This window comes from Pseudomonas gingeri (assembly GCF_013386115.1).
In the GTDB taxonomy this organism is placed as follows: Bacteria; Pseudomonadota; Gammaproteobacteria; order Pseudomonadales; family Pseudomonadaceae; genus Aquipseudomonas; species Aquipseudomonas gingeri.
Map to the genome: position 1 here is coordinate 87,840 of NZ_JACAOR010000018.1, position 11,861 is coordinate 99,700.

The following is an 11,861-nucleotide window of genomic DNA, read 5'->3' on the forward strand; positions in this document are numbered from 1 at the left end:
TGCAGCCCCAAGGGCTCAGGCGAACCCGGTCGAGACCGGCGCCGTCGACTCGCGCAGGACGATACTCGGGATCACGATCCGCTGATCGATCGGCACCTGCGGCGTTGCAATACGTCGCAGCAGTAGTTCGGCCGCCGTCTCCCCCAGTTGCAGGATCGACTGGCCAACCGTGGTCAGCGCCGGATAGACATAGCGACTCATCTGGATATCGTCGAAGCCGATGACCGACAGCTCGCCGGGCACGCGGATATTACGTTCCGCCGCCGCCCGCAGCACACCGATGCCGAGCAAGTCGTTACCGGCAAAAATCGCGCTGGGCCGGTCACCGTCCAGCAACAGCGCCGCCGCCTGATAACCGCCAGTGCTGGTGAAGTCGCTGGCCACCACCCACTGGGCGGGCACCTTGACCTTCGCCCGCTGCAACGCCCGGCGATAACCGGCCAGGCGCAGTTGCGCCACGCTGGTATTGTCCGGCCCGCCGATGAACGCGATCGCCCGGTGCCCCAGCTCCAGCAGGTGCCGGGTCGCGAGGTACGCGCCCTCCTCGTGGTCGATCCGCACCATGTCGGTTTCCAGGCCAACGACACCCCGGTCGACGATCACCATCGGCGTACGCACCGCCGACAGGCCGGCCGCGAAACTTTCGTCGCCGCCGGTCGACGCCACGATCAGGCCGTCGACGCGTTTCTCCAGCAGCACCCGCAGGTAGCTGCGCTGTTTGTCCGGGTCATCGTCGGAGTTGCAGAGGATCACGCAGTAATTGTTGCGCTCGCAGTAATCCTCGATGCCCCGTGCCAGTTCGGCGAAGTACGGGTTCAGGCTGTTGGGCACCAGCAGGCCGATGGTCGCGGTGGTCTTGGCCTTGAGCGAGCGCGCCACGGCACTGGGCACATAGTCGAGGGTGGCAATCGCCGCCTCGACCTTGAGTCGCACTTCCTCGCTGACCGGCCGGGTCTTGTTCAGCACATGGGACACCGTGGTGTAGGAGATCCCGGCCAGCGCAGCAACGTCCTTGATGGTCGCCATGGCTCAAGCCCGCCGACGGGCGCGTTGGCTGCGGTAGGTATCGAGCACCACCGCGATGACGATCACGGCACCGGTGATGATCCGCTTGGTCGGTTCGGTCGCGCCGATCTGCGCCAGGCCGGCCGCCAGTACCGAGATGATCAGGACACCGAAGAAGGTGCTGATCACCGAGCCGCGTCCGCCCATCAGGCTGGTGCCACCGATCACCACGGCGGCGATCACTTGCAGTTCCAGGCCGGAACCGGCGTTCGGGTCAGCCGCTTCCAGGCGCGAGATCTGGAACAGGGCCGCGACCCCGGCCAGCAACCCCATCAGGCTGAACACCAGGATCTTGTAGGGCTTGGGATTGATCCCCGCCAGCCGTACCGCTTCCTCGTTGGTGCCGATACCGATCAGGTAGCGACCGAACACGGTCCTGGTCAATACCAACTGCGCCGCGATGATGATCGCCAGGGCGATGATGAACGACGGCGAGATACCGAAGGCGATCGGGTTCGACAGCCAGGCGAACGAGTCACCGATATAGGCGGTGCGCGAGCCGGTCATCTGGTAGGCGACACCACGGGCCATTTCCAGCACGCCGAGGGACACGATAAACGACGGAATCCGCCAGGCCACGGTGATCGAACCGGTGATGGTCCCGGCCAGGGCCGCACAGCCCATGCCCAGCACCGCCGCCGGCAACACGCCCCAGCCCCAGCCGAGAATCGCCACGCTGACCGCGGACGCCGCCAGCGCCAGTACCGAGCCCACCGACAGGTCGATGCCGCCGATGATCAGCACGAAGGTCATGCCCACCGCCAGCACCATCAGATCGGGAATCTGGTTGGCCAGGGTGCTGAAGGTGTCATAGGACAGGAAATGACTGCTCAGGCTGGAGAACAGGATGATCATCGCCAACAGCGCGCCAGCCAGCCCCAGGTAGGTGCCGAGGCCATAGAAGTTGCGACTGGCTTTACCGGCCGAGGGTGCAGTTTTCATAGGGTATCCCTAGGCGCCGCATCGTTGAGCAGCGCGTCACGTTTTTGGTAGCCGGCAAAGGCGGCAGCAAGCAAATCGTCCTGGGTCCAGGTGTCACGCTCGAAGGTTTCGATCAGGCGCCCGGCCGACAGCACGCCGATCCGGTCGCAGATCAGCATCAGTTCGCGCAGGTCGCTGGACACCACCACCAGCGCCTTGCCCTGGCGGGTCAGTTCGCCGAGCAAGGCATAGATATCGAACTTGGCACCGACGTCGATCCCGCGCGTCGGCTCATCAAACAGCAATACCGAACAGTCGCGCTCCAGCCAGCGGCCGATCACCACCTTCTGCTGGTTGCCGCCGGACAGCTCGGACACCAGTTGGTCCGGGCTCGAACTGCGAATGCGCATGGCCTCGATCTGCCGCCGCGCCAGGGCGGTTTCGTCACGACCGTTGACCACGCCGCCGCTGGAAATCGCCGGCATGTTGCCCAGGGCGATATTGGCGCTGATCGATTGCGTCAGCAGCAGCCCCTCGCCCTTGCGATCCTCGGTGATCAGCGCAATGCCATGGCGTACCGCATCCACCGGGGAGCGGATGTCCACGATCTGCGCCGGCGAACCGAGGGACACCGTGCCGCTGTCGGCGATATCCGCACCGTAGATCAGGCGCAACAGCTCCGTGCGGCCCGCGCCGATCAGGCCGGAGATGCCATAGATCTCTCCGGCACGTACCTCGAAGGAAACATCGAGCACCTTGTCCGCACGGCTCAGGCCCTTGACCGTCAGGGCCGGCGCGCCAATCTTGCGCACGCCCATATCCATGTGTTCGCCGAGTTCGCGGCCCACCATCAGGTTGACCAGTTGCTCGCTGTTGTAATTGGCCATCGGTTCGACGCAGACCAGATTGCCGTCGCGCAGTACCGCGATGCGCTGGGCGACCCGGGCCAGTTCTTCGAGCCGGTGGGAGATATAGATGATCGACACGCCACGGGCCTGCAGGCGGGTGATCTGCTCGAAGAGCATTTCGACTTCGCGGGCGGTGAGCATCGCGGTCGGCTCGTCGAGAATCAGTACATGGCAATCGCCGATCAGGTTGCGGGCAATTTCCACCATCTGCTGGTGGCCGATGCCCAGCTCGCCGACCAGGGTATCCGGATCGATCGCGTCCAGGCCGACCTGGGCCATCGCCTCGATGGCGGCCTTGCGCAGTTGCTTGCGACTGATCCAGCCGCCATGGCTGGGCAGGTTGTCGAGAAACAGGTTCTCCGCCACCGACAGCGTCGGCAACAGATTGAGCTCCTGCATGACCATGCGGATCCCCTGCTCTTCAGCCTGGGTCCGACTGCCGGGGGTATAGGCCCGGCCATTGAACTGCATCTGGCCGGTGGTCGGTGTGACCAGCCCGCCGATGATCTTCGACAGCGTGCTTTTCCCCGCGCCGTTTTCACCGGTCAGCGCCAACACTTCCCCACGCATCAGCGTCAGGTCGATGTTGCTCAGGACAGGTTGCGCGTAGGTCTTGCCGATACCGCTGACCGACAGGACAGCGTTCGGTGCGGAAGATGACATAGGAAAGTCTCCAGGCGCCCGCTCAGGACGAGCGGGCGCTGTTGGGTGCAGCCAAGTGCAGGGATTACTTCTTGAGGACCAGTTCGACCGGGGTTTCGATCACGCCGTTGACACTGTCGACCTTCTCGCCCTTGACCAGCTTGAGCGCGTTCTGGATACCGAAGACGGCTTGCTGGGCAGCGGCCTGGTCGGCGGTGGCCAGGACACGGCCATCCTGGAGCATCGGCTTGATGGCCTCGATGTTGTCGTAGCCGACCACTTGCACCTTGCCGGCCTTGCCCGCGGCACGTACCGCGGAAACGGCGCCCAGGGCCATGTTGTCGTTACCGGCCAGCAAGGCCTTGAGGTCCGGGTACTCGCTCAGCATGGCGGAGGCAACCTTGTTGCCCTGGTCGATTTCCCAGTTACCGGACTGGATGGAAACGATCTTCATGCCGGCCGCGTCCATCGCGTCCTTGAACCCGGCGGTACGCTGCTGGGCGTTGGTGGTGGTCGGTACGCCTTCGATGATGCCGACCTTGTCACCGGCCGCCAGGGTCTTGGCCAGGTAGTCACCCACCAGGCGGGCACCCTTGCGGTTATCCGGCCCTACGAAAGGGATATCGAGATTCTTGCTTTTCAGTACGTCCGGGTCCAGGCGGTTGTCGATGTTGACGACCTTGATCCCGGCGTCGCTGGCTTTTTTCAGCACGGTCACCAGGGCCTTGGAGTCGGCGGGGGCAATCACCAGGGCATCGACCTTGGAGAGGATCATCTGGTTGACGATATCGATCTGCGCGGCGGTATCGGTTTCGTTCTTGATACCGTTGGTGATCATGTCGAAATCGGCGGCGTGGGCTTTCTGGTAATCCTTGGCGCCATCCTGCATGGTGACGAAGAATTCATTGGCGAGGGATTTCATAACCAGGCCGACTTTCGGCTTGGCGGTTTCCGCGGCGAAGGCCGAAGAAAGTGGCAGAGCGGCAGAGGCGGCAGCCAGCACAGCGACAGCGAGAAGACGTCCAGCGAATGGCAACTTCATGGGTTCACTCCGATCTTATGATTATTGTGAGCAACGCCAGGAGCGCGACGGGACTTCGGATGCGACTTTTGGAGAAAGCCCCTGAAACAGTCCGCGCAAACGTTTGCGTAAGACAAACTATGAGAACCCCGCCGACTTTTGTCAACGGGGTTGCAGGGGTTTCAACCAGAGAATTTCATGAAAAAAGCGTCATCGACAAAGCGTCGACGCGAAGGGACGATCAGGCAGTGGTGTTGATCGCAGAGCCCTTGCCCGCCTGATCGGTCAGCGCCTTGACCAAGGCATTGGCCACTTCCATCAGGCTGCCGTTGGTCTGGGAAATCTGGCCCTGGATCCCCATCAGCGTGGTGGTGCGCACATCATCCGATGGGTAGGACGCCTTTTCCGCCGCGGCCAGTTGCTGCTCCTGCTGACGCAAGAGTTCCTGCAATTCCTTCATGCGCTTTTGCAGCATCTTGATCGTGATGTTCTGCGAGCTTGCGCCGCTGTCGGCATCCGGCGCATCGGCAGCAGCCCCGCCGGTCTTCACTTTGCCGTCCTTCGCGTCGGCCTCGCTGGTGTCTTTCACCGCCTTGTCGATCTCGTCCGTCATGGCGATGGTCTTGGACTCCGTCGAACCAGGCAGCTTGCCGTTGATCAGCAAACCGCCAGGAGAAGGAAAACCGACTGACATGGACATAAGAACCTCAGGAAAATTTTCTGTACCGGTGTATCGGCGGCAATCGCCTGATCTTTAGCCATCCTGTACGACCTTGTATCCCCCACCGATACATCCTTCCCCTACAGTCACCCCCGCCTCCCCCCGCAAAAGCTGAAAAGCCCTACCGCTCAAGAATCACCGACCGACATCTATCCCACTATAAATTCTTATAATTTTTCCTACGACCGACATCAAATCGCAAAAGCTGTTGTCAGAAACCGCACCAGCTCTCGCTGGGAGTTGCGAAATTGCTTACAGTTAAATACTGTATGCACGTACAGCTTATTAAGGATTGTTCCGTGGCAAACCCAACCTCAGCTTCCGCCGTCCCCAGCTCCTACGAACGCATGGGCCTGCGGGTACAGAAAATCATCAACTCGCCCACCGCCCAGAAAGCCAGGGCCGCGCTGATCTTCCGCCTGCTGGACGAGTCCGTCGACGAGTGGGAACAACTGCTCGAGGAAATCGCCGAGAACGACAACGTCACCCTCGCCTACCGCGATGACGGTGGCGTGCAGATTTTCTGGGTCGTGCCGAAGGAAGACTGAAACAATGCTTGTGCGCGTTATCGCTTTGCTCTGCCTGGGCTGGCTGCTGCCGGCCCAGGCAGAGGCCCCACGCACCTTCGCCGAAGCCAAGAAAGTCGCCTGGAAACTCTATGAACGGCAGTCCACGGAGTTCTATTGCGGCTGCAAGTACAACGGCAACCGGGTCAATCTCGAGGCCTGCGGTTATGTCCCGCGCAAGAACGCCAACCGCGCCGCGCGCATCGAGTGGGAACATATCGTCCCCGCCTGGCAGATCGGCCACCAGCGCCAGTGCTGGCAACAGGGCGGGCGCAAGCAATGCAGCCAGCACGACCCGGTCTACAAGCGCGCCGAAGCCGATCTGCACAACCTGGTGCCGAGCATCGGCGAAGTGAACGGCGACCGCAGCAACTTCAGCTTCGGCTGGCTGCCGGAGCAGAAAGGCCAATACGGTTCGTGCCTGACCCAAGTCGACTTCAAGGCGAAGAAGGTCATGCCGCGGCCCTCTATTCGCGGGATGATCGCCCGCACCTATTTCTACATGAGCAAGCAGTACGGCCTGCGCCTGTCGAAACAGGATCGCCAGTTGTATGAGGCGTGGGACAAGACCTACCCGGTGCAGGTCTGGGAACGCCAGCGCAACCAGAGCGTGGCCTGTGTGATGGGCCGTGGCAACGAGTTCGTCGGCGCGGTAGACATGAAGGCCTGCGGCTGACCTTACCCTACACACCCTTCTGTAGGATCCGACGTGCCGGCGCCTACAGAAGTGATGGTCGTTCCCACGCTCTGCGTGGGAACTCATCGGGTGACGCTCCGCGTCACCGACAGAGCGGACGCAAAGCGTCCTGGGCGGCATTCCACGCGGAGCGTGGGAACGATCAGCCGCTATCGCCGGCAAACCGGCTCCCCTGCGTTATCAAGGCTGCGCCTTGTGCTCCACGACCTCGGAGTCCATGTTCTGCTTGTCGGCCAGTTGCGCCTTTTTCTGCTCGGCAATTTCCTTGCTCGCGAACGGCCCGGCAATCACCCGACCGTCGTCGAGGATCTTGAACGGGAAGCCGTGCTCGATCAGCCAGGCGGTCCAGTCGGTCAGTGCCTTGGACTTGTCATCCTTGATCAGCAGGTCCCATCCCGTGGTTGCCGCAGCCGCGGGCACCGGCGCAACGGCCGCCTTGACCGGCTCGACCTTGTTTCCCGAACCATCGCCACAACCGGCCAGCACCACGAATGCCACCATCACTGCTATTCTGCGCACAAAGCGTCTCCCGTAATGATCAGTTAATGTGATTTTATCACCTTACGGCTTGTCTCAACCTTAGTTGAACTGGGCTGCTCCTGTCTTATCAGGCTGAATTACCGACGATTTTCCGGCTTCGGGGAATTAAATAGAATGAAATGACGTCTGTAATGAACCACCCGCTCGAATGAACTTGGCGGTATTCTGTGTGTAAGACCTAAGCCAGGAACGCCTGCGAAAGGCACCTTAGTAACAATCAAGGAGAAAGACATGCTGATACTCACCCGCAAAGTCGGTGAAAGCATCAACATCGGTGACGACATCACGATCACGATTCTGGGCGTTAGCGGCCAGCAAGTCCGGGTTGGCATCAACGCCCCCAAGGACGTCGCGGTGCATCGTGAAGAGATTTACCAGCGTATCCAGGCCGGCCTGTCTGCCGGAGAAAAGAAAGACCCTCTGTAGGACTTCACACTCGTCAGCCCTGCCGCCCACGGTCGCGGCTGACGAAAGTTCCCCTCGCCTCCTCCTTGCCTTTGCCCATGCATCGCCCTGTCACAGGGCCAGGTTCAGGCCGCCCGCCGGCAACGGCAGCGCCGTCTTGTAGCGCACCTGCTTGAGCGCGAAACTGGAGCGGATGTTCGCCACGCCCGGCACCTTGGTCAGGAAGTCCATCATGAAGCGCTCCAGCGCCTGGATCGTCGGCACCAGAACGCGAATCAGGTAATCCGGGTCCCCCGCCATCAGGTAGCACTCCATCACCTCCGGCCGATCGGCGATCGCCGCCTCGAAATGCTGCAGCGCCTCTTCCACCTGCTTTTCCAGGCTGACGTGGATAAACACGTTGACGTGCAACCCCAACAGTTCCGGATCGAGCAAGGTCACCTGCTCGCGGATCAACCCCAGTTCCTCCATCGCCTTGACCCGGTTGAAGCACGGTGTCGGTGACAGGTTGACCGAGCGGGCCAGGTCGGCGTTGGTGATGCGGGCATTCTCCTGAAGGCTGTTGAGAATCCCGATGTCGGTACGATCCAGTTTGCGCATGAGATAAAAACACCTGTTTTTTATGGTTATGAAGATTTTTTATCTGCAAATACCTTCAAGCGCAACCAAACAGAGAGAAATATTCTCCTACGACCGGCCTATGATTGTTGTAGGACAAGATTTCCCTTACCCAGGGAATGATTGCCAGCTAGCGCGCCCACTACAAGAAATTCACAAGATAGAGCGTAGAAAGCCATGACCTCAGCGTACGAACCGCTGCGCCTGCACGTTCCTGAACCCTCAGGCCGTCCCGGTTGCAAGACCGACTTCAGTTACCTGCGCCTGACCGATGCCGGCCAGGTCCGCAAACCGCCCATCGACGTCGAACCCGCCGACACCGCCGACCTGGCCAGAGGCCTGATCCGCGTGCTCGACGACCAGGGCCAGGCCCTCGGCCCCTGGGCCGAGGACGTGCCGGTGGAGATTCTGCGCAAGGGCATGCGTGCCATGCTCAAGACGCGGATCTTCGACACCCGCATGGTGGTCGCCCAGCGCCAGAAGAAAATGTCGTTCTACATGCAGAGCCTCGGCGAGGAAGCCATCGGCAGCGCCCAGGCCCTGGCCCTGAACGTCACCGACATGTGCTTTCCGACCTATCGCCAGCAAAGCATCCTGATGGCCCGCGAAGTGCCGCTGGTGGACCTGATCTGCCAACTGCTGTCCAACGAGCGCGATCCGCTCAAGGGCCGGCAACTGCCGATCATGTATTCGGTCCGCGAACATGGCTTCTTCACCATTTCCGGCAACCTCGCCACCCAGTTCGTCCAGGCCGTCGGCTGGGGCATGGCCTCGGCGATCAAAGGCGATACCAAGATCGCCTCGGCCTGGATCGGCGACGGCGCCACCGCCGAATCGGACTTCCACACCGCCCTGACCTTCGCCCACGTCTACCGCGCCCCGGTGATCCTCAACGTGGTCAACAACCAGTGGGCGATCTCCACCTTCCAGGCCATCGCCGGCGGTGAGGCCACCACCTTCGCCGGACGTGGCGTGGGCTGCGGTATCGCCTCGCTGCGGGTCGACGGCAACGATTTCATCGCGGTCTATGCCGCCTCCGCCTGGGCCGCCGAACGCGCCCGGCGCAACCTCGGGCCGACCCTGATCGAGTGGGTGACCTACCGCGCAGGGCCGCACTCCACCTCCGACGATCCGTCCAAGTACCGCCCCGCCGACGACTGGAGCCACTTCCCCCTCGGTGACCCGATCACGCGCCTCAAGCAGCACCTGATCGCCATCGGCCAATGGTCCGAAGAAGAACACGCCAGCGTCAGCGCCGAACTGGAGGCCGAGGTCATCGCCGCCCAGAAAGAAGCCGAGCGCTTCGGCACCCTGGCCGGCGGGCAGATGCCCAGCGCCGCGACCATCTTCGAGGACGTCTACAAGGAAATGCCCGACCACTTGCGTCGGCAGCGCCAGGAATTGGGGTTATAAGTCATGAACGATCACAGCAAACTGCAAACGGAGAACGCCGTGGCGACCAGCACCATGACCATGATCCAGGCCCTGCGCTCGGCCATGGATGTGATGCTCGAGCGCGACGACAACGTGGTGGTGTTCGGCCAGGACGTGGGCTACTTCGGCGGCGTGTTCCGCTGCACCGAAGGCCTGCAGGGCAAGTACGGCACCTCGCGGGTATTCGATGCGCCGATCTCGGAAAGCGGGATCGTCGGCGTCGCGGTCGGCATGGGCGCCTACGGCCTGCGGCCGGTGGCGGAAATCCAGTTCGCCGACTACTTCTACCCGGCCTCCGACCAGATCGTCTCGGAAGCGGCGCGCCTGCGCTATCGCTCGGCCGGCGAGTTCGTCGCGCCGATGACCCTGCGCATGCCCTGCGGTGGCGGCATCTACGGCGGCCAGACCCACAGCCAGAGCCCGGAAGCCATGTTCACCCAGGTCTGCGGCCTGCGTACCGTCATGCCGTCCAACCCCTATGACGCCAAGGGCCTGTTGATCGCCGCCATCGAAAACGATGATCCGGTGATCTTCCTCGAACCCAAGCGCCTGTATAACGGCCCGTTCGACGGCCATCACGACCGCCCGGTAACACCGTGGTCGAAACACCCGGCCAGTGCCGTGCCCGACGGCTACTACACCGTGCCCCTGGACAGCGCCGCGATTGTCCGCCCGGGCAGCGAGGTGACCATCCTCACCTATGGCACCACCGTCTATGTGGCCCAGGCCGCCGCCGAGGAAACCGGTGTCGATGCCGAAGTCATCGACCTGCGCAGCCTGTGGCCGCTGGACCTGGAAACCATCGTCAATTCCGTGAAGAAAACCCGTCGCTGTGTCGTCGTCCACGAAGCCACGCGCACCTGCGGCTTCGGTGCCGAGCTGATCTCGCTGATCCAGGAGCACTGCTTCCACTACCTGGAAGCGCCGATCGAGCGCGTCACCGGCTGGGACACGCCCTACCCCCATGCACAGGAGTGGGCGTATTTCCCGGGTCCGGTGCGTGTTGGGGCGGCTTTGAAACGGGTCATGGAGGTCTGAATGGGTACCCACGTCATCAAGATGCCTGACATTGGCGAAGGCATCGCAGAAGTAGAACTGTCCCAGTGGCATGTCCAGGTCGGCGACCTGGTGGTCGAGGACCAGGTCCTGGCGGACGTCATGACCGACAAGGCCATGGTCGATATTCCCTCGCCGGTCCACGGCAAGGTGATTTCCCTCGGCGGCCAGCCGGGTGAAGTCATGGCGGTCGGCAGCATCCTGATCAGCATTGAAGTGGAAGGCGCCGGCAACCTCCGTGAGGGCAGCGAAGCCCCGGCGACCAAGACGGCTCCGGCTCCCGCTCCGGTAGCGCAGGCAGCGGTTGCCGAACCGAAAGTCGAAAGCCCGGCCGCCAAGCCCGCGGCCACCCCGGCAGCGGCACGCCCGGCGCCGGTGGCACGCCAGGCCGATGAACGTCCGCTGGCCTCCCCGGCCGTGCGCAAGCGCGCCTGGGATGCCGGGATCGAATTGCGTTTCGTCCAGGGTAGCGGCCCGGCGGGACGAATCCTCCACGACGACCTGGACGCCTACCTGGCCCAGGCCGGGCAACCCGTGCAGAGCAGCGGCAGCGGCTATGCCCGACGCACCGACGAAGAGCAGATCCCGGTGATCGGCCTGCGCCGCAAGATCGCCCAGCGCATGCAGGACGCCAAGCGCCGTGCCGCGCACTTCAGCTATGTCGAGGAAGTCGATGTCACGGCCCTCGAAGAACTGCGCGTGCACCTGAACCACAAGCACGGCGACAGCCGCGGCAAGCTGACCCTGCTGCCGTTCCTCGTGCGGGCGCTGGTCGTGGCCCTGCGCGACTTCCCGCAGATCAACGTGCGCTACGACGATGAAGCCCAGGTCATCACCCGCCACGGCGCGGTGCATGTCGGCGTCGCCGCGCAGACCGACGGCGGCCTCATGGTGCCGGTGGTACGGCATGCCGAAAGCCTCAACCTGTGGGGCACCGCGGACGAGATCAACCGCCTGGCCAAGGCCGCCCGCACGGGCAAGGCCACGCGCGAGGAAATGTCCGGCTCGACCATCACCCTGACCAGCCTCGGTGCCCTCGGCGGCATCGTCAGCACGCCGGTGCTGAACCTGCCGGAAGTCGCCATCGTCGGCGTCAACCGCATTGTCGAGCGGCCCGTGGTGATCAAGGGCCAGATCGTCATTCGCAAGATGATGAACCTTTCCAGTTCCTTCGATCACCGCGTGGTCGACGGCATGGACGCGGCGCAATTCATCCAGGCCATTCGCGGCCTGCTCGAACAACCCGCCTGCCTGTTTGTGGAGTGAC

Annotated in this window: 13 protein-coding genes; 6 read left to right on the plus strand and 7 right to left on the minus strand. The window is 62.7% G+C overall.

Features of this window, described 5'->3' with window-relative positions; translation table 11 throughout:
- Window positions 1-15: 15 nt before the first annotated feature.
- The 5 genes from HX881_RS31080 to HX881_RS31100 form a co-directional block, all read right to left on the minus strand.
- Window positions 16-1,026 (minus strand): LacI family DNA-binding transcriptional regulator, encoded by a 1,011-nt coding sequence (locus HX881_RS31080; protein ID WP_017128228.1) that lies wholly within the window; start codon window positions 1,024-1,026, stop codon window positions 16-18.
- 3 nt (window positions 1,027-1,029) lie between these two features.
- Window positions 1,030-2,007, minus strand: coding sequence for an ABC transporter permease (locus HX881_RS31085; RefSeq protein WP_017128227.1), 978 nt, complete (start codon window positions 2,005-2,007; stop codon window positions 1,030-1,032).
- Complete coding sequence (locus HX881_RS31090) at window positions 2,004-3,557, minus strand: sugar ABC transporter ATP-binding protein (protein WP_177088403.1); 1,554 nt, start codon at window positions 3,555-3,557, stop codon at window positions 2,004-2,006. The genes HX881_RS31085 and HX881_RS31090 overlap by 4 nt, the downstream gene beginning before the upstream one ends.
- A gap of 64 nt (window positions 3,558-3,621) precedes the next feature.
- Window positions 3,622-4,578: a sugar ABC transporter substrate-binding protein gene (locus HX881_RS31095; protein WP_177088405.1), complete on the minus strand. Its 957-nt coding sequence runs from the start codon at window positions 4,576-4,578 to the stop codon at window positions 3,622-3,624.
- Window positions 4,579-4,798: 220 nt separating this feature from the next.
- On the minus strand, window positions 4,799-5,257 hold the full coding sequence (locus tag HX881_RS31100; protein WP_244861838.1) for a hypothetical protein: 459 nt from the start codon (window positions 5,255-5,257) through the stop codon (window positions 4,799-4,801).
- A gap of 269 nt (window positions 5,258-5,526) precedes the next feature.
- Here HX881_RS31100 and HX881_RS31105 point away from each other — a divergent pair, with 269 nt between their 5' ends.
- Both HX881_RS31105 and HX881_RS31110 read left to right on the plus strand, forming a co-directional pair.
- The gene (locus HX881_RS31105) at window positions 5,527-5,826 is read left to right on the plus strand and encodes a DUF1654 domain-containing protein (protein WP_083875435.1); all 300 of its coding nucleotides are present in this window, start codon (window positions 5,527-5,529) and stop codon (window positions 5,824-5,826) included.
- Between the two features lie 4 nt (window positions 5,827-5,830).
- Entirely contained in the window at window positions 5,831-6,520 is a 690-nt protein-coding gene (locus tag HX881_RS31110; RefSeq protein ID WP_177088407.1) for an endonuclease, read from the plus strand.
- Between the two features lie 201 nt (window positions 6,521-6,721).
- On the opposite strand, the gene HX881_RS31115 is transcribed toward HX881_RS31110, so the two are convergent.
- Window positions 6,722-7,060: an SPOR domain-containing protein gene (locus HX881_RS31115; protein WP_244861837.1), complete on the minus strand. Its 339-nt coding sequence runs from the start codon at window positions 7,058-7,060 to the stop codon at window positions 6,722-6,724.
- Window positions 7,061-7,312: 252 nt separating this feature from the next.
- On the opposite strand from HX881_RS31115, the gene csrA reads away from it, so the two are divergent.
- Window positions 7,313-7,507, plus strand: coding sequence for a carbon storage regulator CsrA (gene csrA / locus HX881_RS31120; protein WP_017128220.1), 195 nt, complete (start codon window positions 7,313-7,315; stop codon window positions 7,505-7,507).
- 90 nt (window positions 7,508-7,597) lie between these two features.
- Here the strand turns inward: csrA and bkdR are convergent, their stop codons facing one another.
- Window positions 7,598-8,086: a Bkd operon transcriptional regulator BkdR gene (gene bkdR / locus HX881_RS31125; protein WP_177061814.1), complete on the minus strand. Its 489-nt coding sequence runs from the start codon at window positions 8,084-8,086 to the stop codon at window positions 7,598-7,600.
- A gap of 195 nt (window positions 8,087-8,281) precedes the next feature.
- Between bkdR and HX881_RS31130 the strand changes: the two genes are divergently transcribed.
- Genes HX881_RS31130 through HX881_RS31140 form a run of 3 tightly spaced genes read left to right on the plus strand, consistent with a single transcriptional unit; the run spans window position 8,282 to window position 11,860 of the window.
- Window positions 8,282-9,517 (plus strand): 3-methyl-2-oxobutanoate dehydrogenase (2-methylpropanoyl-transferring) subunit alpha, encoded by a 1,236-nt coding sequence (locus HX881_RS31130; RefSeq protein ID WP_017128218.1) that lies wholly within the window; start codon window positions 8,282-8,284, stop codon window positions 9,515-9,517.
- A gap of 3 nt (window positions 9,518-9,520) precedes the next feature.
- Window positions 9,521-10,576 (plus strand): alpha-ketoacid dehydrogenase subunit beta, encoded by a 1,056-nt coding sequence (locus HX881_RS31135; protein ID WP_017128217.1) that lies wholly within the window; start codon window positions 9,521-9,523, stop codon window positions 10,574-10,576.
- Window positions 10,577-11,860, plus strand: a complete 1,284-nt coding sequence (locus HX881_RS31140) for a dihydrolipoamide acetyltransferase family protein (protein WP_103032927.1) — start codon at window positions 10,577-10,579, stop codon at window positions 11,858-11,860.
- Window position 11,861 lies beyond the last annotated feature (1 nt).

Coding starts and splice junctions, on each gene's coding strand:
- HX881_RS31090 (WP_177088403.1), bottom strand. CDS start 3,557: ATGTCATCTTCCGCACCGAACGCTGTCCTGTCGGTCAGCGGTATCGGC.
- HX881_RS31100 (WP_244861838.1), bottom strand. CDS start 5,257: ATGTCCATGTCAGTCGGTTTTCCTTCTCCTGGCGGTTTGCTGATCAAC.
- HX881_RS31130 (WP_017128218.1), top strand. CDS start 8,282: ATGACCTCAGCGTACGAACCGCTGCGCCTGCACGTTCCTGAACCCTCA.
- bkdR (WP_177061814.1), bottom strand. CDS start 8,086: ATGCGCAAACTGGATCGTACCGACATCGGGATTCTCAACAGCCTTCAG.
- csrA (WP_017128220.1), top strand. CDS start 7,313: ATGCTGATACTCACCCGCAAAGTCGGTGAAAGCATCAACATCGGTGAC.
- HX881_RS31095 (WP_177088405.1), bottom strand. CDS start 4,578: ATGAAGTTGCCATTCGCTGGACGTCTTCTCGCTGTCGCTGTGCTGGCT.
- HX881_RS31140 (WP_103032927.1), top strand. CDS start 10,577: ATGGGTACCCACGTCATCAAGATGCCTGACATTGGCGAAGGCATCGCA.
- HX881_RS31080 (WP_017128228.1), bottom strand. CDS start 1,026: ATGGCGACCATCAAGGACGTTGCTGCGCTGGCCGGGATCTCCTACACC.
- HX881_RS31085 (WP_017128227.1), bottom strand. CDS start 2,007: ATGAAAACTGCACCCTCGGCCGGTAAAGCCAGTCGCAACTTCTATGGC.
- HX881_RS31135 (WP_017128217.1), top strand. CDS start 9,521: ATGAACGATCACAGCAAACTGCAAACGGAGAACGCCGTGGCGACCAGC.
- HX881_RS31110 (WP_177088407.1), top strand. CDS start 5,831: ATGCTTGTGCGCGTTATCGCTTTGCTCTGCCTGGGCTGGCTGCTGCCG.